The sequence below is a fragment of the Streptomyces griseocarneus genome (genome assembly GCF_014655595.1).
GTDB lineage: Bacteria > Actinomycetota > Actinomycetes > Streptomycetales > Streptomycetaceae > Streptomyces > Streptomyces griseocarneus.
This window is the reverse complement of the sequence record NZ_BNBL01000006.1, coordinates 257,503-282,459: the sequence shown is the minus strand read 5'-3', so window position 1 is coordinate 282,459 and position 24,957 is coordinate 257,503. Positions and strand designations below refer to the sequence as shown.

Here is a 24,957-nt window from a genome sequence, read left to right as displayed (position 1 = left end):
GTACAGTCGCCGCTAATTCTCCTGCTGCCAAGGCGAAATGGAAGTGGTGGTGAACGACCGTCACCCGCAGGCGGGCCCGGATCAGTCCGTTCCCGCTCCCGGTGCCTCCTACGGGCACGGGCACTACGCGTCGTACGAGCAGCAGGCCTCCCCGCAGAGCTACGCCGGGTACGACGGCTACAGCACCGGCCAGTGGGACACCTCCGGCACTTCCGGCCATTGGGACACCAACAGCCAATGGGGCGTCACCGGACAGACCCAGACCTGGGACTTCAGCGGCTACGACCTGGGCGGCCAGAACGCCACCGGGCAGCACGCCACGGGTCAGCACTACACCGGTCAGCACGACACCGGCCAGTGGGCCGGCACCGACGCCTCCGGCCAGTGGAACGTTTCCGGCGCCGCGGCGTCCGGGCAGTGGGACACCGGCGCGTGGAGCGCGGCCGGTTCGGCGGCCGGTTCCCCGGCGGGTTCGTACGACACCGGACAGCACCCGTCCGGCCAGTGGGACACCGGCGCGCACCAGCAGGCGTGGGACACCAGCGGGCAGTACCCCGCCCAGGACTGGAACGCCCCCGGCCAGGACGCCTCCGGCCAGTGGGACCTGAGCGCCCAGCAGACGCAGACCTGGGACACCAGCGCCTACGCGGCGGCCCAGGCGCCCGAGGGCGGCCACGCCCCCACCCTCATGGTCGACCTGTCCGGCATCGACATGACCGCGGCCGCGCCCGCCCCGGACGGGGCCCGGGCCCAGTCGGTCGCGAACGCCGAGACCCGGGCCATGATGATCATCGAGGAGCCGGAACTCGAGCCGGCCGACGAGCCGGACACCGGTGCCGAGGCCGCCGAGGCGTCCGCGTCCGTACCGGCGCAGGCACGGCCGCACGGTGACGAGGACGTCCCCGGCCGCCCCCGCGCCAGCCGCCGCAAGGGCGCCCCCGCCCGTACCGGCTACCGGCCGCGCCGCAAGGCCCTGCTCACCGTCGCCGTCCCCTCGGTCGCCGTCATGGGCGTCGCCGGCATCGCCGCCGCCTCCGTGATGACGGGCGGCGAGAAGGAGGCCCCGAAGACCACGGCCGCCTCCGCCCCCGACACCACCGTCAAGCTCTCGGCGGCCAACAGCAAGCTCGACACCCAGCTCGCCGGCCTCAGCCGCGGCGCCGACGACTTCGCCAGCCGCGCCAACCGCACCCAGGAGCGGATCGACCTCAAGGCGCGGCAGGAGGAGGAGCGCAAGCGCAAGGCCGAGGAGGCCGCCAAGAAGGAGCGCGAGCGGCCCAAGTTCTCGCTGCCGGTCAGCCAGCACGGACTGAGCGCGATGTACGGCCAGGCGGGCGTCAACTGGATGTCGGTGCACACCGGCATCGACTTCCCCGTCGCCTACGGCACGCCGGTCATGGCCGCCACGGACGGCACGGTCCGTACGCAGTACAACGTGGCCTACGGCAACATGGCCATAGTGACGTCACCGGACGGCACCGAGACGTGGTACTGCCACCTCAGCAGCACCAAGGTCCGGTCCGGGTCCGTCAAGGCCGGCGACGTCATCGCCTACTCCGGCAACTCCGGCAACTCCACCGGCCCGCACCTGCACTTCGAGGTCCGGCCCGGCGGCTCGGCCGTCGACCCCCTGCCGTGGCTGCGCGGCCACGACCTCGACCCGACCTGATCAGGCCTGATCAGCTCTGACGCGTACTGGCGGCCGGACCCCTTGGCCCGGCCGCCGGGGCACGGCAGTCCCTAGAGCTTCTCGACCGGCGCGTAGCGCAGCAGCAGCCGCTTCGGCTTCTCCTCGCCGAAGTCGACCGTGGCCTCGGCGTTGTCCCCGCTGCCCTTGACGGCGATGACCGTGCCCAGCCCGAAGGAGTCGTGCGTGACGCGGTCGCCGATGGCGAGCGCCACCACGGGCCGGTCCTTGGCGCGCCGCGTCGCGAAGCCGCTCGGCCCCGCCTTGGCGCCGCCGCGCGAGGACGCGAAGCCCGAGGAGAAGCCCGAGGTGATGCCCGACCCCGCGCCCAGCGAGGACGCCGACGGCGTCGCGGGGCCCGTGCGGCGCCAGTCCAGGTACTGCCCGGGGATCTCCTCCAGGAAGCGCGACGGGGGGTTGTACGACGGCTGTCCCCACGCGCTGCGCATGCTCGAGCGGGTCAGGTACAGCCGCTCGCGGGCGCGCGTGATGCCCACGTAGGCGAGCCGCCGCTCCTCCTCCAGCTCCTTCGTCTGCCCCAGGGCGCGCATGTGCGGGAAGACGCCGTCCTCCATGCCGGTGAGGAAGACGACCGGGAACTCGAGGCCCTTCGCCGTGTGCAGGGTCATCAGCGTGATGACGCCCGATCCGTCGGTGTCCTCGTCGGGGATCTGGTCGGAGTCGGCGACGAGCGCGACCTTCTCGAGGAAGTCCGCCAGGGTGCCCGGCTCCTCCTCGTCGCGCTCCTGCTCGAACTCCAGCGCGACGGCGGCGAGCTCCTGGAGGTTCTCGACGCGGGTCTCGTCCTGGGGATCGGTGGACGCCTGCAGCTCGGCCAGGTAGCCCGTGCGCTCCAGGACGGCCTCGAGGACGGTCGCGGGCCCGGCCCCCGACTCCACGATCGTGCGCAGCTCCTCCATGAGCGTGTTGAAGCGCTTGACGGCGTTGGCCGAGCGGGCCGCCATGCCGTACGCCTCGTCGACGCGGCGCAGCGCCTGCGCGAAGCTGATCTTCTCGCGCAGCGACAGGGCGTCGATCATGGCCTCGGCGCGCTCGCCGATGCCGCGCTTGGGCACGTTGAGGATGCGCCGCAGCGGCACGGTGTCCTCGGGGTTGGCGAGCACCCGCAGGTAGGCGAGGACGTCGCGGACCTCCTTGCGCTCGTAGAAGCGCACGCCGCCGACGACCTTGTAGGGCAGGCCGACGCGGATGAAGATCTCTTCGAAGACACGGGACTGGGCGTTGGTTCGGTAGAAGACCGCGACGTCGCCGGCCTTGGCGTCCCCGGCGTCGGTCAGCCGGTCGATCTCGTCGGCGACGAACTGGGCCTCGTCGTGCTCGGTGTCGGCCACGTAGCCGGTGATGGAGGCGCCGGCCCCGGCCTGGGTCCACAGGTTCTTGGGGCGGCGGTTCTCGTTGCGCTCGATGACGGCGTTGGCGGCGTTGAGGATCGTCTGCGTGGAGCGGTAGTTCTGCTCGAGCAGGATCGTGGTGGCGTCCGGATAGTCCTCCTCGAACTGGAGGATGTTGCGGATGGTGGCGCCGCGGAAGGCGTAGATCGACTGATCGGCGTCACCGACGACGCACAGCTCGGCGACGCCCTCCTCGCCGGCCGTCTCGGGCGTGCCCACCAGCTCGCGCACCAGCGTGTACTGCGCGTGGTTGGTGTCCTGGTACTCGTCGACCAGGACGTGCCGGAAGCGGCGGCGGTAGTGCTCGGCCACGTCCGGGAACGCCTGCAGCAGGTGGACCGTGGTCATGATGATGTCGTCGAAGTCCAGGGCGTTGGCCTCGCGCAGCCGCGACTGGTACATCACGTAGGCCTCGGCGAGCGTCTTCTCGAAGCCGTCGGCGGCCTGCGCCGCGAAGGCCTCCTCGTCGATGAGCTCGTTCTTGAGGTTGGAGATCTTCGCGCTGAAGGACTTCGGGGGGAACTTCTTCGGGTCCAGGTCCAGGTCGCGGCAGACCAGGGCCATCAGCCGCTTGGAGTCGGCCGCGTCGTAGATCGAGAAGGAGGACGTGAAGCCCAGCTTCTTGCTCTCCCGGCGCAGGATCCGCACGCACGCGCTGTGGAAGGTCATCACCCACATGGCGTTGGCGCGCGGGCCGACGAGCTGCTCGACGCGCTCCTTCATCTCGCCGGCGGCCTTGTTGGTGAACGTGATCGCGAGGATCTGCCCCGGGTGGACGTGGCGGGCGCCCAGCAGATGAGCGATGCGGTGCGTGAGCACGCGCGTCTTGCCGGAGCCGGCGCCCGCGACAATCAGCAGCGGCGAGCCCGTGTGCACCACGGCCTCGCGCTGCTGGTCGTTCATCCCCTCGAGCAGGGCCGCGGGGTCCACGACGGGACGGGCGGCGCCGTCGCGGTAGTACGCCTCCCGGGGGACGGGCACGTCGAAGGCGCCGCCGAACAGGTCGTCCGGCAGCGGCTCGGGGGCCGCGTCCTCCGGGGGCGGCGGGTGCTCCTCGTCGGAGGGGGCCAGGTCCGCCAGGAAGCTGTCGTCAAAGAGGCTGCTCATCGCCTCCCGAGTCTAGGCGGCCGCACTGACAGGCGGCCCCCGATCCCGCCAACAGTGGTCACACCCACAACACGGGCACGCCCACGGCCACACCCACGGTCACACCCACAGCACGGCGATGAAGATGTTCGCGGTGGTCAGCGCCCCGACCGCGCCGAAGGCCGCGGGCTCGACCTTCTCCTCGTCCCGCTTGACGTAGACCAGGCCCAGGATGACGACCAGCAGGGCCAGCTTCACGCCGATCTTGACGGTGTTGACGGTGTCGCCCTGCGCCTGGTGCAGGCCCACCAGCGCGACGCCGGTGACCAGCATGGTGAGCGCGCCGTGCAGCATCGCCGGGACCATGCGGGCCTCGCCCCGGCCCATGGCCTTCATCTGGGTCAGGAAGCCGCCCAGCAGGGAGGCGATGCCGATGATGTGCAGGCCCACGACGGCGTGAATCAGTACGTCCATGGGGACCGACCCTAGCCGGGGCCATAGCACCCCCCTGCCGGGAGGTGGGGAAGGAACACGGCTTCGGTCAGTCGCCGCCCGCATCCCTCTCCACGGGGAGGGATCGCCCGGCCACGACCAGTCGCCAAACCGCCGAATAGGGGCAATAGCGGTCATGGCCGTTTCCGGATCTCCGCGAGCCCTAGCGTCCTCCTCCAGACGGCGGTGGCCCGCCCCTCCCCCCTCGTGCGGGCCGCCGCCCGGCTCCCCCTGCCGGACCGGAAGGAAGTGACGGCGATCGTGGCGTCCCACCGAAAGCCCAAGCAGAGCCCGCTCGCCGGCGGCACCGCCCGCACGGCGGCGGCCCTCGCCCTCGCGGGCGCCGCCACCGCCACGGCTCTCGAGGGCACCGGCCACGCCTCCCCCGCCCTCACCCCCGACCAGGCCCGGGCGCAGGTCGCCCGGTACTACCAGCAGGCCGAGGTGGCCACCGAGAAGTACAACGGCGCCAAGGAGAAGGCCGACCGCGCGCGCTCCGCGCTCGACCGGCTCCAGGACGAGGCCGCCCGCAAGACCGAGCGCCTCAACAGCGCCCGCAACGCCCTCGGCTCCTTCGCCGCCGCCCAGTACCGCGACGGCGGCATGCCCACCAGCGTCCGGCTGCTGCTCTCCGGCAGCCCCGACCGCTATCTGCAGGGCGCCTCCCTGGCCGGCCGGGCGGGCGAACGGCAGGCCGGCGCGGTGGCCCGGGTGCGGCACGAGCTGCGGGGCGTCCAGCGGGTCCGCGGCGCCGCCGACACCCGCCTCGCCGAGCTCCGGCACGAGGAGGCCGCCCTCGCCCGGCACAAGCGGGCCGTCGAGGCGAAGCTCGGCCGGGCCGAGCGGCTGCTGCGCGAGCTGCCCCGGGAGGAGCGCGCGGCGGTCGCGGCCGGCGAGCGGGCCACGGGCGCCACCACGAAGGCGGCGGATTCCGCGCTCGCCTCCGTGGGCTCCGCGGCGCGGCAGGTTCCGGCGGCCGCCGTCTCGGGGCGCGCCGCGCGGGCGGTGGCCTTCGCCTACTCCGCGATCGGCAAGCCGTACGTATGGGGCGCGACCGGGCCGTCGGGCTTCGACTGCTCGGGGCTGACGCAGGCGGCGTGGCAGGCGGCCGGGGTCTCCCTGCCGCGCACCACCTATACGCAGATCAACACCGGCCGGCGCATCGCCCGGGGCCAGCTGGCCCCCGGCGACCTGGTGTTCTTCTACCCCGGCATCAGCCACGTCGGCCTCTACATCGGCGGCGGCCGCATGATCCACGCCCCGCATCCCGGAGCGCCGGTGCGGATCGCGCCGATCGACGAGATGCCGTTCGCGGGAGCGTCCCGGCCCGCCTGACGAACGGTGCCGGACGAGCGGCGCCCGGCGGGCGGTGTCAGTGGGCGATCTGCTTGGTCAGCCACTTGAAGACGTCGGGGACCTGCCGCTTCCATACGGCCGTGCCGTGGCCGCCCGCGCCCGCCGGGACGACCTGCACGGTCGTCGGCGGCTTCGCGGACTCCTTGATCGCCAGGCCGCCCTGGTAGCCGTCGCCCTCCGCGCCCGAGAGGAACAGCGCCACGTGCGGCGGGGTCTTGGCGCGCTGCAGCATCTTCCACGGGTTGTTCGCCTCGCGGAGCTCCGGCGTCTTCGCGGTGAGGGAGGCGGGCTCGCCGACGGGGTCGTTGTAGCCGGACAGGCTCACTCCGGCCCGGTAGCGGTCGGGGTGGGCGATGGCCAGCTTGGCAGCGCAGTGGGCGCCCGCGGAGTAGCCGGCGACGGCCCAGCCGTCGGGCTTGTCGGAGACGCGGAAGTTGTCGACGACCATCTTGCGGACGTCGACGCTGAGCCAGGTGTCGGCGTTGACCTTGCCGGGAATGTTGGCGCAGCCGGTGTCGACGTCGCCGAGGAGGGTGGTGCGCGGCGCCACGATGATGAACGGGGCGACCTCGCCCTTCTCCATCATGGGCTTGAGCTGCGTGTTGACGTTGAGGGTGCCGAACCAGGCCTTGGCCGAGCCGGGGAAGCCGGGCAGCACCTCCACCACGGGGAACGTCTTGTTCTTGTACGCCGGGTCGTCGTACTGCGGCGGCAGCCAGACGTAGACCTCGCCCTCGACGCCCGATATGCGGCCCTTGAGCTGGGTCTCCCGGACCCCGGGCCCCATGCGCTTGTCGGAGGCGGGCTTGAACGTCTGGGTGACCTTCGGCTGCTCGTCCAGGGACTTGCCGCCGGTGCCGTCCGGGCCGAGGTCGGCGGCCGCGCTGACGTGGTCGCCGGTGCCCAGCAGGTCGGCCCAGGTGTCGAAGAGGCCGTTGGAGTTGTTGACGATCACGAAGACCATGACGACGGCCGTGACCTGCGCGAACAGCAGCATGAAGAAGCGCGTGACATGGCGTACGAGCTTCGGGCCGCCGATCTTGCCCCACAGCGTGAGCGGCAGGGCCAGGGCCACCACGACCAGGACGATCGTCGTCAGGAAGAACGGTGTTCCCGTCAGGCTCATCGGGCGGCGGCTCTCGTTTCGGGTGCTGTGCTTCTCGCCTGAGAGAGATGGCGAGGCTCGCCGGGAGGTTCCGCGAGAACCCCGAGACGTTCCGCGCACCCGATTCCGGACCGGACCGATCCGGACCGGGTCGAGCCGGGCCGGACCGGGTCGAGCCGGTCCCGGCCGGTCCGGCCGCCCGCGTCAGACCAGGCGCCGCGCCGTGGCCCAGCGGGTGAGTTCGTGCCGGTTGGACAGCTGCAGCTTGCGCAGCACGGCGGAGACGTGGGACTCGACCGTCTTCACCGAGATGAAGAGCTGCTTGGCGATCTCCTTGTAGGCGTAGCCGCGCGCGATCAGCCGCAGCACCTCGCGCTCGCGCTGCGTCAGCCGGTCGAGGTCCTCGTCGACCGGCGGCGCGTCCGTGGAGGCGAAGGCGTCGAGGACGAAGCCGGCCAGGCGGGGCGAGAAGACCGCGTCGCCGTCCCTGACCCGGAAGATCGCGTCGATCAGGTCGGTGCCGGTGATGGTCTTGGTGACGTAGCCGCGCGCCCCGCCCCGGATGACGCCGATGACGTCCTCGGCGGCGTCGGAGACCGACAGGGCCAGGAAGCGGACCGGCGCCTCCTGGCCGGCCATCAGCGCGGCGCAGCGGCGCAGCACCTCCACCCCGCCGCCGCCGGGGAGGTGGACGTCCAGCAGGACGACCTCGGGGCGGGTCGCGGTGATGACGGTCACCGCCTGGTCGACGTCGGCGGCCTCGCCGACGACCTCGACGCCCGTGCGGGCGGTGGTGCCGATCTCGGCCTGCACGCCGGTGCGGAACATCCGGTGGTCGTCCACCAGCACGACCCTGACGTGGCGCTCCGGAACCTCTTCGGTCGTCATGACGCCTTCTCCGCCCTCTCCATCTCCAGCTCCACTTCCGTCCCCCCGTCGGGCGCCGAGCGCAGACGCGCCGTGCCGCCGTTGCGCTGCATCCGGCCGATGATCGACTCCCGGACGCCCATCCGGTCGTCCGGCACCGCGTCCAGGTCGAAGCCGGGGCCGCGGTCGCGTACGGAGATGAAGACCGTACGCCCCTCGACCTCGGCGTACACCTGCACGGCGCCGCCCTGGCCACCGTACTTGGCCGCGTTGACCATGGCCTCACGGGCGGCCTGGAGCTGGGCGTCCAGGCGTTCGTCCAGGGGGCAGTCGCCGACCACGACGACCTCTATGGGGACGCCGTGGTGGTCCTCCACCTCGGCCGCGGCAGCCTTGACGGCCTCCGCCAGCGTCCGCGGCTCCTCGGCCTCCTCCTTGCCCCGGCCCTCGGGGTTGTAGAGCCAGTTGCGCAGCTCCCGCTCCTGGGCCCGGGCCAGGCGGGCGACCTCGCGGGGGTCGTCGGCGTTGCGCTGGATGAGGGTGAGGGTGTGCAGGACGGAGTCGTGGACGTGGGCGGCGACCTCGGCGCGCTCCTGGGCGCGGATGCGCATGGTCCGCTCGGCGGACAGGTCCTGGGTCATCCGTACGACCGAGGGGCCCGCCAGCAGCGCTATGCCGACCAGCACGGCCAGCGAGGCCTGCAGGACCGTGCCCAGGTGCTCCGCGGAGCCCTGGAGCACGACGATGCCGGTCGCGCCGACGCCCACCAGCAGCACTCCGGCCGCGCCGCGCGCGAGCGGCAGGACGCGCTTGCGGCGGCTGACCTCCATCCAGTGGGCCCGGCGGGCGTTGTCGGCCTGCCGCCACACCAGGGCGACGCCGGCCCCTATGAGCACCAGCGGCCAGATGTAGGCGTTGGCGCGGCCGAGGTGGAGCCGGTCGAGGAAGACGGCCGCGCTGATGACGACGGCGAGCAGCGCGAAGACCTGACCGCGGTCGGGCTTGCGGGCGAACAGGGGTCGCCGCCCGTCGGCGGACGCCTCAACGGCCGTGAGCCGGGGCGCCTCGACGCCCCCGACGCCGAGGGGGACGACGAACCAGAACACGGCGTAGAGCAGGGCCCCCATGCCCTGAGACATCATCAGCGCCACGAACGCCAGCCGCACCCAGGACACCGGCACGCCCAGGTGCCCGGCGAGGCCGCGCGCCACGCCGCCGAGCATCCGCCCGTCGGCGCTGCGGTAGAGCTTGCGCAGGGGCGGGCCGTCGGGGTGCTGCGGCGGGGGCGGGGCGGTCATGCCACTGATCGTCACATGAGCGTGTCGTTCCCGGCATCAGGGTCGTCCCTGAGCCGACCCGGGGAAACCCCGGGCCACGGGCCTCAGGACGTGCCGGCCGGGCGGAAGCCGTCGCGCACCACGTCGAAGACGTGCTTGTGGCGGTCCCAGTCGGCCTTGGGCGCCGAGAGGTAGATGGCGTACTCGTTGCCGCCCTCGCGCCCGAACCCCAGGTCGATGGCCTGCCAGTCCCGCGCCCTGCCCGTGAACGTGAACTCCCACACGGCCGCCGGCTCGCCCCGGAACCTCGTCTCCTGCATCCGGCCCCGCTTGTAGCCGCTGACGCTCTTGCGCAGCTGCTCCTCGACGTCCTTCCAGTGCTGGAGGTGGTTCGGGCTCGCGAAGTCCAGGACGTTGACCTTGAGGCCGACCAGCCCCGACGGATCGACGTAGTTGACCTCGGTGTCCGCCTTGTCCTTCTCGTCCTTGCGCTTCCAGCCGTCCGGCACGGGGAAGGAGACGCCGAGCCGGGGCTCCCTGACGAGGTGGTAGCCCTTCGGCACGGGCGGCGGGGTGCTCGGCGCGACGGACTGCGGCGGGGACGCCGAGGCTTCGCGGGCGGGCGACCGCCCGGCCTCGACGTCCTCCTGGCCGTCGCCCTGGAACAGGACGTACGCACCGGCCGCGAGCCCCACCACGGCGACCGCGGCGGCGGTGCCCCACCACAGCGCACGGCCCCGGCGGGCGCTGCCGGCGGCCGCCGGCCCCGGGGCGACGGAGGCGGGCACGGTCGGCGGCTCGGGGCGGGGCTCCAGCCGCGGGATCGTCAGGTGCGCTGTCTCGGGCTCGGCCGCCGGCTCGCGCAGGATCTGCTCCGCCAGCTCGGCCGGGGGCCGCAGGTCCGGCTCCTTGGCCAGCAGGGTCTCGATGAGCTTGGTCAGCGGTCCCGCGTGCCGCGGCGGCTCGAGGGGGTCCATGGCGATGGCGTACGCCGTCTCCACCGCCGTGTCCCGGCGGAACGGGGGTTGCCCTTCCAGCGCCTGGTAGAGCGTGGCGCCCAGCGCCCACAGGTCGGAGGCGGGGCCGGGCTTGGCGCCCTTGACCCGCTCGGGGGCGATGTAGTCGATGGACCCGACCATCTCGCCCGTCTTGGTCAGGGTCGAGGTGCCGGTGGAGTGGGCGATGCCGAAGTCGGTGAGCACGACCCGGCCGTCGTGGCCGAGCAGCACGTTGCCGGGCTTGACGTCACGATGCAGCACCCCGGCGGCGTGCGCCGCGCGCAGCGCCGCGATCATGCCGCGGCCGACCCTGGCGGCCTCCTCGGGGGTGACCGTGCCGTTCTTGAGGACGTCGCCGAGCGTTCTGGAGGGGACGTACTCCATCACGATGCAGGGCAGGCCGCCGTCCTCGACCACATCGTGGACGACCACGACGTTGGGGTGGTTGATGCGGGCCGCACTGCGCGCCTCGCGGCGGGTGCGCTCGTAGAGGGTGGCGAGCTCGTCCTCCTCCAGTCCCGGGGAGACGTGCAGCCGCTTGACCGCCACCTGACGGCCCAGCAACTCGTCCTCGGCGCGCCAGACGGTGCCCATGCCGCCGCGGCCCACCCGCTCGGCGAGCCGGTACCGCCCGGCGATGAGCCGACCTGTCTCAGGCACTGCCCCGTGCACCGCACGTTCCTCCGGTTCCCCCGCTGGTGTTCGATGCGCCACACCCTAACCGTCCGGACCTCAGGGACGATCTCAGGGAACGTCCAGGGTCGCCACGGATGCCGCACAGGCGTTCCGGTTGACACCATGTCCCCATGACCGACGCACCCCCCGCCGAGCACGCCGCCACCCCGCCGCTGCGCCGCAGCCGCGAGCACAAGGTGATCTCCGGCGTCTGCGGCGGTCTGGGCCGCTGCTTCGACATGGACCCGGTCATCTTCCGCGTGGTGCTGGGCGTGCTGGGCGTCACGGGCGGGCTGGGGCTGATCGCCTACGGCCTGGCCTGGCTGCTCATCCCCCTCGAGGGCGAGGACGAGAACGAGGCCCGGCGCATGCTGTCGGGCCGCGTCGAGGGGCCGGCGCTCACGGCGGTGCTGTGCGCGCTCGTCGGCTGCGGGCTGTTCCTGTCCATGCTCAACAACAGCGGCGTGATGTCCTTCGCGCTGATGCTGACGCTCGCCGTCACCGGCGCCACGTACTGGTCACGGCACCGGCGGCCGGAGGGGGCGACCGAGGAGGACCGTCCGGAGGGCGGCACCGAGCCGGGCGGTCATGGCATACACAAGCCACTGAAGGCACACCGCATTCACAAGACCATGGAGGCCCCGCCGGAGACACAGGCGCCTCCCACCCCTGGCTCCCCGTCATGGTGGCGCGACCCGGTCAAGGACACCACGGCCGCCACCGCGACCGCCCACGGCACCGGATATCTGTGGGGACCCGACGACGGCCCGGCCCGCGCGCCGCACGCGACGGGCGCCGCGGCCCGGACGCCGGCCGCCCGCCCCGCGCCCCCCACCACCCGGCACCTGGGCGGCTGGACCTTCCTGCTGGCCCTGGCCGCCCTCGGCCTCGGCACCGGCCTGACCTGGCATCACCGACCGCTGGGCACCTCCCTCGAGATCGGCCTGGCCTGCGCGCTGGGCGTCTTCGGCCTGGGCATCACGGTCAGTTCGCGCTACGGCCGTACGGGCGGCGGCACGATCGTCGCCGCCGTGCTCACCGGCGCGCTGCTGACGGGCGCCGCCGCGCTGCCCAAGTCCGTGACCGCCGACTGGTCCCGCTCCACCTGGCACCCCACGGACCGGTCCGACCTGCGCGAGCACTACGCACTGGGCACCGGCGTGGGCGTGCTGGACCTGACCGGCGTGCCCTGGTCCCGCACGGCGCCGGATGCCGGCGCGACACCGGTCACCGTCCGCGCCGAGGTCAGCGCCGGCCAGCTCAGGGTCGTCCTGCCCCAGGACGTCACGGCGGAGCTCGACATCGAGGTCGGCGTCGGCGACATCCGCCTCCCGGGCGAGCCCCGCGACGACATCGACGTCCAGCCCCGCCGGCACCAGCGCCTGACCCTGCGCCCGGCCGCCGGGCAGCCCTCGCACGGCACCCTGAAACTCGAGCTCAAGGCCGGTGTCGGCCAGGTGGAGGTGACCCGTGTGGCGTCATGACTTCGAACCGGGAAAGGTCGTCGTCGGCCTGGTCCTCATCGGCGGGTGCCTGGCGTATCTCGCGGCGGCGGGCGGCTGGTGGCACTTCCCCTCCTATCTGCTGCTGCCCGTCATGGCCGTCGGCTTCTGCGTGGCCGGGACGGTCTCCTCCCTCGTCTTCGCCGTCCGCCGCCACCGCGCGCGCGGCACGGACCGGCCGGACGGCCTCAGCTGAACGACGCGTCGCGCCGGGCACGCTCCCGTCGGCGGCGGGCCCGGAGCGCGTCCACCGAGAACAGGGGCGCGCCCGCGACTATCAGCGGCAGCCAGGCCATGAGGTAGGGCAGGTCATTGCCGTAGTAGTACGGCGTCGAGGCCCAGCTGACGGTCAGCCACAGGCTGAGCGAGATCAGCGCGCCCCCGGCCGCGGCCACCCGCGCGAACATCCCCAGCAGCGTGCCGATGCCGACCGCGAGCTCGCCCAGCGCCATCGCCCAGCCGAAGCCCACCGGGCTCTTCAGCGCCAGGTCGACCAGGCCCGGGATCCCGGCGCCCTCCCGCGCCGACCGCATCAACTCCCCCAGCGACCCCGGCCCGTCGGCCGCGAGGAAGGCGGGGTCGGTGAGCTTGTCGAGCCCCGCGTAGACGAACGTGATCCCCAGGAACAGCCGCAGCGGCACCAGCGCGTACCGAAGCCGCCGGCTCTCCGCGTCCGTACCTCCCCCGGGGCCTCCCCCAGGGCCTGCCCCGAGCCCCGTCCCCAGCCCCGTCCTGAGTGACATGCCACCCACCGCCTCCCTGTCGCCGTCCCTCGACGATACGTGCGGAGGGGAAAGCACGTTCAGGCCTGTGGACAACCCCCGCAGCGCCCGTCGGAGGTTGTCCACAGGCCTTGCGCGGCGCGGCGTACGTGGCGTACATCGCGCACGAGACACACCGGCTGACGTGGGCTCAGTTGCCGGTGCGCACCCCCAGCGCGCTGCCCGCCAGCCACTGCTCCCAGGTCAGGTTCCAGTCGCCGTAGCCGTTGCCGAAGTGGTCCATCGGCTTGGGCCTGCCGCTGTTGACCACCTGGACGACGTCGCCCTTGCGGCTCAGCCCGTACAGCCACTTGGCGTCGTCCGTGGACATGCCGATGCAGCCGTGGCTGACGTTCTCCTTGCCGAAGGACTCGGCGTTGTCGGGGGCGGCGTGCACGTACTCGCCGCTGACCGTCTCGCGCATGCTGTAGTCGTACGAGCCGTAGAAGCCGTCGGGGTGGTTGCGCGGGATGCCGATGGAGAGCGAGTCCATGACGACCCGGCCCTCCTTGGCGAGGATGGTCTTGACTCCCTCGCGGGTACCGAAGCCCTTGCCCTCGTCACCTCCGCTGATCGCGATGGTGCGCAGCGTCCTGCCGTCGCGCACGACGGTCATCCTGTGGGCCTTGAGGTCCACGGTGTTGACCATGGACGCGCCGACGGTGAAGGAGATCCTGCGGTCGCCGGCGGCGGCCATGCCGTCGGCGAGCTTCACGCCCGCGAGCTTCGCGTCGAGGGTGACCTCGGTGCCGGCGGGCCAGTACTTCTCCGGCCGGAAGTGGACGCGGGTGTCGCCCTTGGACTCGTTCCAGTGCCAGGCACCGGCGATCTTCGGGGAGGTGGAGACCTTCAGCCGCCCCTCGATGCCGGCCCGCAGCTCCTTGGGCACCCTCTGCTGCTTGAAGACGATCGCGATCGGCTGGCCGACGCCGACCGTCTCCCCGTGGGCCGGGGATATCTCGGGGCGTACGACCCTGGCCGCGTCGGAGAGCATCGCGGCGGGCGGGGCCGGCTTCTCGGAGGCCGGGGCGGGACCGGCGGGCGCCGGGGCGGACGCGGAGGACTTCGCGGGCCGCTCCTCGGCCTCGGCACCGCCGCCGCAGCCCGTGACGGCCAGGCCGGTCAGGGCGAGGGCGACGGACAGCCCGACGCAACGGGAGAGGCGCATGGTTCTCCTACCGATCCGAATCGTTGTGCCCACGCAGGCATGACGGGCATGACGGACCCGGGCATGACGGACCCGGGCGCGAGGGACCGGGCATGACGGAGCCGAGGCGGCTACGCCCCGGCTCCTCACCATCGTAAGCAGGGCAAATGCCCCGTAAAGGCGCCCGGAAGGACGAGCGACCCCCGCCGACGGGCGGGGGTCGAAGCGCCCGGTCGGCTCAGCCCAGCAGCTCCGGCTCACTCCGCGTGATCTGCTGGTACAGCGGCTGGTAGTTGATCCACGCCACCAGGTCGTTGCCGAGCTGCTCGCGCGTGTGGGCCGCGTTCGCCGGGGCGATCGGCACCGGCTTGCCGGCCGCCTTCGCGGCCAGCTGCACCTGGCAGGAACGTTCCATCGTGATGAACCACCACGCCGCCGCGTCCACCGAGTCGCCGACGGTCAGCAGACCGTGATTGCGCAGGATGACGGCCTTGTGCGGCCCGAGCGCCTCGGCGATCCGGCGCCCTTCCTCCTCGTCCACGACCACGCCCGTGTAGTCGTCGAAGAGCGCGTGGTCCTGGTAGAAGGCGCACACGTCCTGCGTGATCGGCTCGAGCAGCTCCCCCAGCGCGGACAGCGCCCGCCCGTAGGTGGAATGGCTGTGCGCGGCGGCCACGACGTCGGGCCGGGCCTTGTGGATCTGCGAGTGGATCGCGAACGCCGCCTGATTGACGTGGAAGCGCCCCTCGACGACCTGCCCTTGGTGATTGACGAGGATCAGGTCGGAGACGGTGATGTGCTTGAACGACATCCCGAACGGATTGACCCAGAAGTGATCCGTGAACTCCGGGTCGCGTGCGGTGATGTGCCCCGCGACGCCCTCCTCGAACCCGAAGCGCCCGAAGAGCCGGAGCGCCGCCGCGAGCCGCTCCTTGCGGTACCGCCGCTCGTCCTCGACGGAGTCGTGCGTCGGCGGCATGGCGAAGTGGAGCCGGTCGGTGGGTACGGGCTCGGGAGCGCTGGCGCTTGCGCTGGCCTCGGGCATGATGCGGCCTCCTCCGGTGGTCCGTGTCACGACGGAAGCTACCCGTGGGTACCGGAGGAGGCCAGGGCTTGCGCGAGGCCGGAGCTCCTACAGCTTGTCGATCTCGGTGAGGTCGATGTCGACCTCGAAAGGCACCGAAACCTTGAGCCTGTCCCGGTACGTGCCGGTCGGCTTGTAGGCGCGCGTCTCCTTGTCCAGCTCGAAGACGTGCACGAGCGGTTGCTCGTCGTCGGCCGTCATGTCGACCCGCCAGAAGTACGGGATGCCTGCGGCGGCGTACTTGTGCGGCTTCGTGTCGTAGTCGCGGGCCTCGGAGCTCGGCGAGACCACCTCGACTGCCAGGAGAACGTCCCTGGCCTGGTAGTACGTCTGCTTACGGTCGCGTACCGCAGCGGCACGCACAACGACGATGTCCGGCTCGGGGCCATTGCGCTTGTCGATCACCATCGTCATTTCCCGACGCACGCGGAGTTCTGCGGGAACCGAAGCCCGCAGGCCATGCTCGAGGAGGTACATCGCGAGCGTGTGGAAATCCCGCTGAGGACTCACGAAAACCAAGCTCCCGTCGATCAGCTCCGTGTGCGGCGGGAGGTCAGGCAGCGTCAACAGGTCGTCCACGGTGTAACCGTCCTGCGGCGGCACCGGCCAGGTGTGCGCGGGCTCTGCGGTCATGGTTCCTCCCATGGACGGGATTCTCGGCCGTACGGCCAGCCTACCCACGGCAAACCCCGAAACCGCCGCCCAAACGAATGAGCGACGGCTTCTTGACCGGGCCCGGCCCTACGATCCGTACCCCCGCGCGATCAGCCGGGCGGCCGTCTCGCGGTATCCGGCGGGGTCGGTCGGCAGGCTGGTGGCGAGGCCGTCGACGTAGCGGTTGTACATGCAGAAGGCCGCCGCGATCAGGACCGTGTCGTGGAGTTCCACGTCCGTCGCGCCGGCCTTGCGGGCCGTGGCCACCGCCTCGTCGGTGACCTCGCGTCCGCCGCGGCGGACGAGGTCGGCGATGGCGAGGAGGGCCGTGAGCTTCTCGGAGAAGGCGGAGGAGTCGCGGTCGTCCAGGACGCGGCGGACCGCCGGCATACCGCCGTCGAGCTGCTGGGCGGCGAGTTCGGCGTGGCTGTTGGTGCAGAAGGTGCAGTCGTTGCCGCGTGAGACATAGGCGGCGATCAGTTCGCGTTCTCCTCGGGACAACGAGCCGGGGGCGCGTAACAGGGCTTCCGCCAGGGCGTTCAGCGGATCGGCGGTTTCCGGGCGGAAGCGCATCAGGCCGAGGATCCCGGGCGCGTCATTGCCCACGTCGATGTGCGGCACAACGTCTCCTCTCGTTGGCGTGCCGCCACCATAGGGGCGGAAACGGCCGCGCCGCCCTCCGTCGTACTGCGTAGACGGAGGGCGGCGCGGCCGTTTGTCAGAGGGCGGGGATTACTCCCACTCGATCGTGCCCGGCGGCTTGCTGGTCACGTCCAGCACCACGCGGTTCACATCGGCGACCTCGTTCGTGATGCGGGTCGAGATGCGGGCCAGGACGTCGTACGGCATGCGCGTCCAGTCGGCGGTCATGGCGTCCTCGGACGAGACCGGGCGCAGCACGATCGGGTGGCCGTACGTGCGGCCGTCACCCTGCACGCCGACGCTGCGGACGTCGGCCAGCAGCACGACGGGGCACTGCCAGATCTCGCGGTCCAGGCCGGCCGCCGTGAGCTCCTCGCGGGCGATGGCGTCGGCCTCGCGCAGCAGGTCCAGGCGCTCCTTGGTGACCTCGCCGACGATGCGGATGCCCAGGCCGGGGCCGGGGAAGGGCTGGCGCTGGACGATCTCGTCCGGCAGGCCGAGCTCCTGGCCGACCATGCGGACCTCGTCCTTGAAGAGCTGGCGGAGCGGCTCGACGAGCTCGAACTCCAGGTCCTCGGGGAGGCCGCCCACGTTGTGGTGGGACTTGATGTTGGCGGTGCCGGTGCCGCCGCCGGACTCGACGATGTCCGGGTAGAGCGTGCCCTGGACGAGGAACGCGACGTCCTCGCCGTCGGCAGCGCCCTCGGCGACGATCTCGGCCTGCGCCTGCTCGAAGACGCGGATGAACTCCCGGCCGATGATCTTCCGCTTGGTCTCCGGGTCGGAGACCCCGGCGAGCGCGTCCAGGAAGCGCTCCTGCGCGTCGACGACCTTCAGCTGGACGCCGGTGGCGGCCACGAAGTCCTTCTCGACCTGCTCGGTCTCGCCCTTGCGCATCAGGCCGTGGTCGACGTAGACGCAGGTCAGCTGGGAGCCGATGGCCTTCTGCACGAGGGCCGCGGCCACGGCGGAGTCCACGCCGCCGGACAGGCCGCAGATGGCGCGCTTGGTGCCGACCTGCTCGCGGATGGCCTCGACCTGCTCCTCGATCACGTTGCCCGTGGTCCAGGTCGGCTCGATGCCGGCGCCGCGGTAGAGGAAGTGCTCCAGGACCAGCTGGCCGTGGGTGGAGTGCATCACCTCGGGGTGGTACTGCACGCCGTAGAGCTTCTTCGCGTCGTTCTCGAAGGCGGCGACCGGCACGACGTCGGTGGACGCGGTGACGGTGAAGCCCTCGGGGGCGGCCGAGCAGGCGTCGCCGTGCGACATCCACACCGACTGCTCGACCGGGGTGCCCTCGAAGAGGGTCGAGCCGGGCTTGGAGACGTGCAGGGGCGTACGGCCGTACTCGCGCGCTCCGCTGTTGTCGACCGTGCCCCCGAGCGTGGTGGCCATCAGCTGGAAGCCGTAGCACATGCCGAAGACGGGGACGCCGGCCTCGAAGAGGCCGCGGGCGTCGTCCAGGCGCGGGGCGCCTTCCTCGTAGACCGAGGAGGGACCGCCGGAGAGGATGATCGCCCTCGGCTTCTTGGCGAGCATCTCGGCGACGGGCATCGTGCTGGGCACGATCTCGCTGTAGACGCGGGCCTCACGGACGCGACGGGCGATGAGCTGGGCGTACTGCGCACCGAAGTCGACAACGAGCACCGGTTCCGCGGTGTTGTCGTGGGCGGCGGCGGGGGGTGCTGCTGACACGGGAGCGGCCTTCCGGCGATCGGAGGTGGGGGTCTGTATTTGTCGATTCTACCGGGGCGCGGGTGCTTGCTTTTGTCTCACCATCCGAATCCGCCTTGGCGCCGGGCCCGCCGCCGGGCCATACTGTGCGCCATGCGCAAGCAGCTGACCTTCGTCTTTACCTATGGCACCCGGCCCGCCGGCTGGGGTGTCGTAGGCGGTTGTGCTGCTTAGCAACTGACGAGCGACTTCCCAGGCGCCCCGGGCCGACAAGGCCCGGGGCGCCTGTCGTTTTCCCGGGTCCTGCCGCTCCGGGGGCCGCGTCCCCTTTTGGAGAAACACACATGAGCGCCAAGACCGCCACCCAGCCCGCCCGCGCGCAGGCCGCCACCGCCCGGCCCGACACCGGCGCCCGGACGGCCGAGGCCGCCGGCGTGATCAACGACGCCCGGGAGCGGATCGACGATCTCGACGGCCGCATCATCGGGCTGGTGCAGGAGCGGATGGCCGTCTCGGCGGTGATCCAGCGCGAGCGGATCGCCTCCGGCGGCCGCCGGGTGAACCTTTCGCGCGAGATGGAGATCCTCGGCCACTACAGGGACCAGCTGGGCAAGCCCGGCACCGCCCTCGCCATGACCCTGCTGGAGCTGTGCCGCGGCCGCGTCTGATCACGCGCGTCCGGTCAACCCGCCCGCGCGTCCGGTCAAGCCGCCGGCGCGTACGGTCACGCGGCCCCACGACCGCGCCGCGTCCGGTCACCCACGGGCGCGGCCGGTCGGCGACGTGCGATCAACAGCCGCACCCGAGTTCGGCGGTCGTCACCCGTACGGAGCGTGACCGCGAACTGATCATCTTCGTTGATTCCGGTGTCCGCACCAGCCAGGAGCGGCCCACCGAAATCCACGCGTGGCTTCCGTCCCTGTTCATCTGGGCGCCCGGCAACGACAGGGCGGATCCGCCGGAGTGTGAGACGCGCGAGCACGCGCGTCGTGGGACCTCACTCGGGCGGCGAGGCGACCGGTCAGCAGGGGACAGCAGCCCGGCCGCCACCCAAGGGCGGTCGGTTCCAGGGACGCCTGGAACCGACCGTATCCGGTCGAAACGGTTGCGCCCGGAGCGTGGTATCCCGCACGATGCAAAGGGAACACAGGGCCACGCCAAATCCCTTGTCCCGCATTGCCATTGGTTCAACCACTTCAGCCCGCGGCGCTCCCCCCGGCGCCGCTCCGCGGCACCGACCCTGCCCTGACCTCGGTGCCGGCAGTCAAGGGCCCCGAGGCCGCCCGCATGCCCCCGCGGAGCCGGCCCGGGGCCCTTCGCCGTTTGCCGTACCTGCCATTTGCTTGCCGTAGACGGTCTCCTACGCCCCTTCGGTCCGTTCTCCCCTCGACGGCACCTCCGGCACCGGCAGCAACGGCAGCCGCAGCGCCGCGAAGGCGTCCTTGGGCACCGCGGGACTGCAGGGCTCGACAGCCGCCAGCCGCCGGTACGGGCTCCCCGGCGCGGGGCGCGGGTCGGCCTCGCCCTTGTTGGGCCAGAACGACATCGCCCGCTCCGCCTGGGCCGTGATCGTCAGGGACGGGTTGACGCCCAGGTTGGCGGAGACCGCCGCACCGTCGACGACCGAGATGCCCGGATGTCCGTAGAGCCGGTGGTACGGATCGATGACGCCCCGCGCCGCGTCGGGGCCGATGGGGCAGCCGCCGATGAAGTGGGCGGTGAGCGGGGTACCGATCAGCTCGCCGACGTTGCTGCCGGGGAAGCCGTTGATCTCCCGTGCGACGTGGGCCGCCGCCTCGGCGGCCTGCGGGATCTGCCGCGGATTGGGCGTGCCGTGGCCCTGCCGGGCGGTGAGCAGGCCCTTGCCCGGTCCCCTCGGCCGCCGGTAGGTGGTCAGCGAGTTGTCCAGGGACTGCATGACCAGCCCGATGATCGTGCGCTCGGACCAGCGGCGGTTGGAGAGCGAGTGCAGCAGCGCCAGCGGATGCCGCGCGCAGTGCGCGGCGAAGGCCACCGCACGCGGTGCGCGCGTGCCGACCGGCACCTGGAGGATGGACAGCAGCCCCATGGCGTTGGAGCCCTTGCCGTAACGCACCGGCTCCACGTGCGTGTTGGCGTCCGGGTGGAACGACGAGGTGATCGCGACGCCCCGGGTGAAGTCCGGCTCGCGCCCGTGCGCCGCGCGGTAGCGGCGGTCCGTGGTGGCCGCGCCGACCAGGGCCTCGGAGTTCGTACGGGTCAGCACCCCGAGCCGGCCGGAGATCCGCGGCAGCAGGCCCCGGTCCCGCATGGTGTGCAGCAGCGTCTGCGTGCCGTACGTCCCGGCCGCGATCACCACGCGCTCGGCGCGCAGCACCCGGGGCGGCGTCCTGCGGGCCCTGCCGCGCCGGTCGGTGGGCACGGTCAGCACGCGGTAGCCGCCGTCGCGGTCCTCGGTGACGGCCACGACGGTCGTCATCGGGTGCACGGTGGCACCGGCCCGCTCGGCGAGGTGGAGGTAGTTCTCGGTGAGGGTGTTCTTCGCGCCGTGCCGGCAGCCGGTCATGCACTCGCCGCACTCGCGGCAGGCCCTGCGGTCCGGGCCCGCGCCGCCGAAGTACGGGTCGGGCACCTCCTGGCCCGGCCGGGCGCGGGCCGTGCCGTCCCCGTCCCGGCCGTCGCCGAAGAAGACGCCCACCGGCGCCAGGCGGAACGTCTCCCCCACGCCCATCCGTCCGGCCGCCGCCTTCATGTGCTCGTCGGACGGCGTCGTGGTCGGGTTGGGCCGTACGCCGAGCATGCGCCGCGCCTGGTCGTAGTACGGCCGCAGCTCCCGCTCCCAGTCGGTGATCCCGGCCCACTGGGGGTCGTCGAAGAACGCCTTCGGCGGCACGTAGAGGGTGTTGGCGTAGTTGAGCGAACCGCCGCCCACCCCGGCCCCGGCCAGGACCATGACGTTGCCGAGCAGGTGGATGCGCTGGATGCCGTAGAGGCCGAGGGCGGGCGCCCAGAGGTAGTTGCGCAGGTCCCAGGAGTTCCTGGGCAGGGTCTCGGGGGTGAAGCGCCGGCCCGCCTCCAGCACCCCCACGCGGTAGCCCTTCTCGGTCAGCCGCAGGGCGGAGACCGAACCGCCGAACCCGGAGCCGACGACGATGACGTCGTAGTCATACGGTGCCACGACAACCTCCGTACGGTGCCATCACAACCTCCGTCACACCCTGCGCCACAACCTGTGTCACGCCCTCCGTGGGTCAGCGCAGCCGCAGGGCCTTCAGCACCCGCATCCCGCCGGTGATCACGCGCGCGTACTGCTCGTCGTCCAGCCCGAAGGCCGGGCCCATCGGCATGATCCGCTGCTGGGCGACCGTCTGGGCCTCGGTGTACTTCAGGATGCCCTCGGCGCCGTGCCGGCGCCCCAGGCCCGAGGCCCCCATGCCGCCCATCGGCGCCCCGACGCTGCCGTAGGCGGCCGCGTACGCCTCGTTGACGTTGACCGTGCCGGCGCGCACCCGTGCGGCGACCGCGCGGCCGCGGCGGCCGTCCCGGGTCCACACGCTCGCGTTGAGGCCGTACGGCGAGGAGTTGGCCAGCCGCACCGCCTCGTCCTCGTCGTCGAAGCGGTAGACGGAGACGACCGGGCCGAAGGTCTCCTCCGTGCACACCGCCATGGGGGGCTGGACGCCGTCCAGGATGGTCGGCTCGTAGAAGAGCGGGCCGACGTCCGGCCGCGGCCTGCCGCCGGCCACGACGGTGGCGCCCTTGGCGACGGCCTCCTCGACGTGCCGGGTGACGGTGTCCAGCTGCTGCCGGGACACCAGCGATCCCATGTCGGCGCCGTAGGCGAGGCCCGTGCCCAGGCGCAGGGCCTTGGTGCGGTTGGCGAAGCGCCGCAGGAACGCGTCGGCTATGGAGGAGTGCACGTACAGCCGCTCGATGGCCATGCACAGCTGGCCCGCGGACGAGAAGCAGCCGCGGACGGCGCCGGCCGCCGCCTTGTCCAGGTCGGCGTCGCGCAGCACCAGCATGGCGTTCTTGCCGCCGAGCTCGAGCGTGGCTCCGACGAGCCGGGCCGCGGCGCCCTGGGCGACCTCGCGGCCGGTGCGCGTGGAGCCCGTGAAGGAGACGTAGTCGGCGTGGGCGACGACCGCCGGGCCGACGACCGGGCCCTCGCCGAGCACGATCTGCCAGACGGCCTCGGGAAGCCCGGCCTCGATGAGGAGTTCACGCGCCCACAGGGCGGTCAGGGCCGTCTTGGTGTCGGGCTTCATGACGACGGCGTTGCCCGCGACGAAGGCGGGCAGGGCGTCGCCGACCGACAGCTCGAAGGGGTAGTTCCAGGGCGAGATGTGGCCGACCACGCCCTTGGGCAGGCGCATTTCGGTGGCCTTGGTGAGGACCGGGAGGACGCCCGTGTGCGACTTCGGCCGCAGGTACGACGGCGCCGCGAGGCCGTAGTGCCGGGCCACGACGGCGACCGCCTGCACCTCCTCGTGGGCGTGCAGCCGGGCCTTGCCGGTCTCCAGCTGGATCAGGTCGAGGATCTCGGACTGGCGGGCGAGCACGAGGTCGTGGAAGCGCAGCAGGACGGCCGCCCGCCGCCGTACGGGTTCCGCGGCCCAGGCCCGCTGCGCCCGCCGTGCCCGCTCGAACGCCGTGGCGACGTCCTCGGGGCCGGACTCCGGCAGTTCGGCCAGCTCGCGCCCGGTGAAGGGCGTGTGGTTGGCGGTGCTGCCGCCGGAGCTCACCACCGCGCGGGTGAGGCGGGCGACGAGCTCGGGGGTGACGACGTCGGCGGCCGTGCGGGTACCCGTCGGGGCGACGGGGTTGCCATCGGCGACTGTTCCAGTGTCCTGCGTGTCCGTCATGCGGGTGAGCGTATGACGGGTGGGACTCTTTGGGTACCCGCCGGTAACCTCAAATGGGTCACTGCTCCTGGATTTTGAGGTATTTGAGGACGTTGGTGAAGAGCTTGTCGCCGTCCTTGCGGCCCTGGCCGGCGGCGGGCATCCGGACGTCCAGCTTCCAGGAGACGTTCTTGGCATCGTTGACGATGACGCGCTGGCGTATGGCCCGCTTGGGGTCCTTGTCGTCGTCTCCCGACCTGCGGTAGACGGTGACGCTCTCGGCCGCCTCCATGCCCTGGAAGGAGGCCGCCTTGGACGTCTCCGACGTGGGGTCGTTGACTCCGGACACCTTGCCGTCCTTGTAGGAGGCGGCCAGCTTCTGGGCCTCCTCCTCCGCCGAGCCGATCACCGCGTGCTCGGAGGAGTACTTGTTCCTGGGCTCCTCGGTCGTACGGGTGAGGACGACGCCGAAGACCCCGCTGGGGTCGCGGAACGCGACCCAGCCCTCGTCCGCGTTCACCTCCTTGACGTAGTCCTCGGGCACCGCGAGCGACGCCTTGACGATCTCGGGCTCGTCCCGGACCTTCCAGTGCAGCGGAACGGCCGGCCCGACCGCGAAGGGGTTCACGACCAGCAGCGTCACCGCGACGGCCACGGCCACCACGCCGCCCCCGAGCCCCCACTGCGCAACGCGGTTGCCGTGCAGCACGGGCGGCACCCACTTGCTGCCGGCGGGGCGCGCGCCCGTGGCGGCGAACGCCGGCGGCTGCGGAGCCTGCGGGTGGACCACGGACTCCAGCGCCCGCCGGACCTCGGCGGCCGTCGGCCGGGCGGCGGGGTCCTTGCGCAGCAGCTGCATGACGATCTCGGAGAACGCCCCTCTGCCGCGCGCCGGCAGCTGGGGATCGGCCGACAGGATGGCCTGCATCGTGGCCTGCGTGTTGGAGCGGCGGAACGGGGACATGCCCTCCGCGGCCGTGTAGAGCACCACGCCCAGCGACCACAGGTCCGACTCCGGGCCCGGCCGCTGGCCCAGCACCCGCTCCGGGGCGACGTATTCCGGCGAGCCGACGAACGCGCCCGTCTCCGTCAGCCCCTGCTCACCCTCGATCTGCGCGATGCCGAAGTCGGTGAGCACGACGCGCTCGTTGCGCCCGAGCAGGACGTTGTCGGGCTTCACGTCGCGGTGCAGCACCCCCGCCTCGTGGGCGGCGGACAGCGCGCCCAGCACGGCCAGCCCGACCCGGGCCGCCTCGCGCGGGTCCAGGGTGCCCTCCGCGAGCCGGTCGGCGAGCGAGTGCCCGCGCACCAGCTCCATGACGATCCACGGACGGCCGTCCTCCACGACGACGTCGTGGACGGTGACGACGGAGGGGTGGTCGATCCGGGCGGCGGCACGCGCCTCGCGCTGCATGCGCAGGTGGACGTTCTGCCGCATGCTCTCGGGCACGTTGTCCGGGACGCGCGGCTCCTTGATGGCGACGTCACGGTCGACGACCTCGTCGCGGGCCTTCCAGACCGTGCCCATGCCGCCGTGGCCGAGGCGGGACAGGAGGCGGTAGCGGCCGCCCACGACCCGGCCCGTGCCGGGGTCGGGGGCGGCGGCGTGCGCCTGGGTGGGGACATGAGGGGTGCCCCCGGGCGCCGGCGGCTGGAGTTCGTAACTGGTGGGCCCGCTCGCCCATCCCCCGTCGTTCGTCATGGCCCCATCATTA

20 protein-coding genes are annotated in these 24,957 nt (G+C 72.3%); 5 read left to right on the top strand and 15 right to left on the bottom strand.

Annotation, left to right across the window (positions count from 1 at the left end):
- The first annotated feature begins 49 nt into the window (after window positions 1-49).
- Window positions 50-1,669, top strand: a complete 1,620-nt coding sequence (locus IE295_RS17860; protein ID WP_224323096.1) for a M23 family metallopeptidase — start codon at window positions 50-52, stop codon at window positions 1,667-1,669.
- 71 nt (window positions 1,670-1,740) lie between these two features.
- Here IE295_RS17860 and pcrA read toward each other — a convergent pair whose 3' ends face one another.
- Window positions 1,741-4,206, bottom strand: a complete 2,466-nt coding sequence (gene pcrA, locus IE295_RS17855) for a DNA helicase PcrA (protein WP_190064649.1) — start codon at window positions 4,204-4,206, stop codon at window positions 1,741-1,743.
- 99 nt (window positions 4,207-4,305) lie between these two features.
- On the bottom strand, window positions 4,306-4,659 hold the full coding sequence (locus IE295_RS17850; RefSeq protein ID WP_190064648.1) for a hypothetical protein: 354 nt from the start codon (window positions 4,657-4,659) through the stop codon (window positions 4,306-4,308).
- Window positions 4,660-4,938: 279 nt separating this feature from the next.
- On the opposite strand from IE295_RS17850, the gene IE295_RS17845 reads away from it, so the two are divergent.
- Window positions 4,939-6,012 (top strand): C40 family peptidase, encoded by a 1,074-nt coding sequence (locus tag IE295_RS17845; RefSeq protein ID WP_190064647.1) that lies wholly within the window; start codon window positions 4,939-4,941, stop codon window positions 6,010-6,012.
- 37 nt (window positions 6,013-6,049) lie between these two features.
- On the opposite strand, the gene IE295_RS17840 is transcribed toward IE295_RS17845, so the two are convergent.
- The 4 genes from IE295_RS17840 to IE295_RS17825 form a co-directional block, all read right to left on the bottom strand.
- Window positions 6,050-7,159: an alpha/beta hydrolase gene (locus IE295_RS17840; protein WP_190064646.1), complete on the bottom strand. Its 1,110-nt coding sequence runs from the start codon at window positions 7,157-7,159 to the stop codon at window positions 6,050-6,052.
- Window positions 7,160-7,342: 183 nt separating this feature from the next.
- Window positions 7,343-8,026, bottom strand: a complete 684-nt coding sequence (locus IE295_RS17835; protein WP_190064645.1) for a LuxR C-terminal-related transcriptional regulator — start codon at window positions 8,024-8,026, stop codon at window positions 7,343-7,345.
- The gene (locus IE295_RS17830) at window positions 8,023-9,303 is read right to left on the bottom strand and encodes an ATP-binding protein (protein ID WP_190064644.1); all 1,281 of its coding nucleotides are present in this window, start codon (window positions 9,301-9,303) and stop codon (window positions 8,023-8,025) included. The genes IE295_RS17835 and IE295_RS17830 overlap by 4 nt, the downstream gene beginning before the upstream one ends.
- An 83-nt stretch (window positions 9,304-9,386) precedes the next feature.
- Window positions 9,387-10,940: a serine/threonine-protein kinase gene (locus tag IE295_RS17825; protein ID WP_190064643.1), complete on the bottom strand. Its 1,554-nt coding sequence runs from the start codon at window positions 10,938-10,940 to the stop codon at window positions 9,387-9,389.
- Between the two features lie 146 nt (window positions 10,941-11,086).
- Between IE295_RS17825 and IE295_RS17820 the strand changes: the two genes are divergently transcribed.
- Entirely contained in the window at window positions 11,087-12,439 is a 1,353-nt protein-coding gene (locus IE295_RS17820) for a PspC domain-containing protein (protein WP_190064642.1), read from the top strand.
- Entirely contained in the window at window positions 12,426-12,653 is a 228-nt protein-coding gene (locus IE295_RS17815; RefSeq protein WP_190064641.1) for a hypothetical protein, read from the top strand. The genes IE295_RS17820 and IE295_RS17815 overlap by 14 nt, the downstream gene beginning before the upstream one ends.
- On the opposite strand, the gene IE295_RS17810 is transcribed toward IE295_RS17815, so the two are convergent.
- From IE295_RS17810 to guaA, 6 genes are all read right to left on the bottom strand, one after another.
- On the bottom strand, window positions 12,646-13,200 hold the full coding sequence (locus tag IE295_RS17810; protein WP_190064640.1) for a DoxX family protein: 555 nt from the start codon (window positions 13,198-13,200) through the stop codon (window positions 12,646-12,648). The genes IE295_RS17815 and IE295_RS17810 overlap by 8 nt on opposite strands.
- A gap of 169 nt (window positions 13,201-13,369) precedes the next feature.
- Entirely contained in the window at window positions 13,370-14,386 is a 1,017-nt protein-coding gene (locus IE295_RS17805) for a L,D-transpeptidase (RefSeq protein ID WP_190064639.1), read from the bottom strand.
- 217 nt (window positions 14,387-14,603) lie between these two features.
- A complete protein-coding gene (locus tag IE295_RS17800; RefSeq protein WP_190064638.1) occupies window positions 14,604-15,410 on the bottom strand; it encodes a class II aldolase/adducin family protein in 807 nt (268 codons plus the stop codon).
- A gap of 87 nt (window positions 15,411-15,497) precedes the next feature.
- Complete coding sequence (locus tag IE295_RS17795; protein ID WP_224323095.1) at window positions 15,498-16,082, bottom strand: Uma2 family endonuclease; 585 nt, start codon at window positions 16,080-16,082, stop codon at window positions 15,498-15,500.
- Between the two features lie 108 nt (window positions 16,083-16,190).
- On the bottom strand, window positions 16,191-16,724 hold the full coding sequence (locus IE295_RS17790) for a carboxymuconolactone decarboxylase family protein (RefSeq protein ID WP_190064636.1): 534 nt from the start codon (window positions 16,722-16,724) through the stop codon (window positions 16,191-16,193).
- A 111-nt stretch (window positions 16,725-16,835) separates the two neighbouring features.
- Complete coding sequence (gene guaA / locus IE295_RS17785) at window positions 16,836-18,440, bottom strand: glutamine-hydrolyzing GMP synthase (protein WP_190064635.1); 1,605 nt, start codon at window positions 18,438-18,440, stop codon at window positions 16,836-16,838.
- A gap of 323 nt (window positions 18,441-18,763) precedes the next feature.
- On the opposite strand from guaA, the gene IE295_RS17780 reads away from it, so the two are divergent.
- Complete coding sequence (locus IE295_RS17780) at window positions 18,764-19,087, top strand: chorismate mutase (protein WP_190064634.1); 324 nt, start codon at window positions 18,764-18,766, stop codon at window positions 19,085-19,087.
- A 692-nt stretch (window positions 19,088-19,779) separates the two neighbouring features.
- Here IE295_RS17780 and IE295_RS17775 read toward each other — a convergent pair.
- The 3 genes from IE295_RS17775 to IE295_RS17765 form a co-directional block, all read right to left on the bottom strand.
- Window positions 19,780-21,576: a GMC oxidoreductase gene (locus tag IE295_RS17775; RefSeq protein WP_190064633.1), complete on the bottom strand. Its 1,797-nt coding sequence runs from the start codon at window positions 21,574-21,576 to the stop codon at window positions 19,780-19,782.
- Between the two features lie 73 nt (window positions 21,577-21,649).
- On the bottom strand, window positions 21,650-23,263 hold the full coding sequence (locus tag IE295_RS17770) for a succinic semialdehyde dehydrogenase (RefSeq protein WP_190064632.1): 1,614 nt from the start codon (window positions 23,261-23,263) through the stop codon (window positions 21,650-21,652).
- A 58-nt stretch (window positions 23,264-23,321) separates the two neighbouring features.
- Window positions 23,322-24,944 (bottom strand): serine/threonine-protein kinase, encoded by a 1,623-nt coding sequence (locus IE295_RS17765; RefSeq protein WP_190064631.1) that lies wholly within the window; start codon window positions 24,942-24,944, stop codon window positions 23,322-23,324.
- Window positions 24,945-24,957 lie beyond the last annotated feature (13 nt).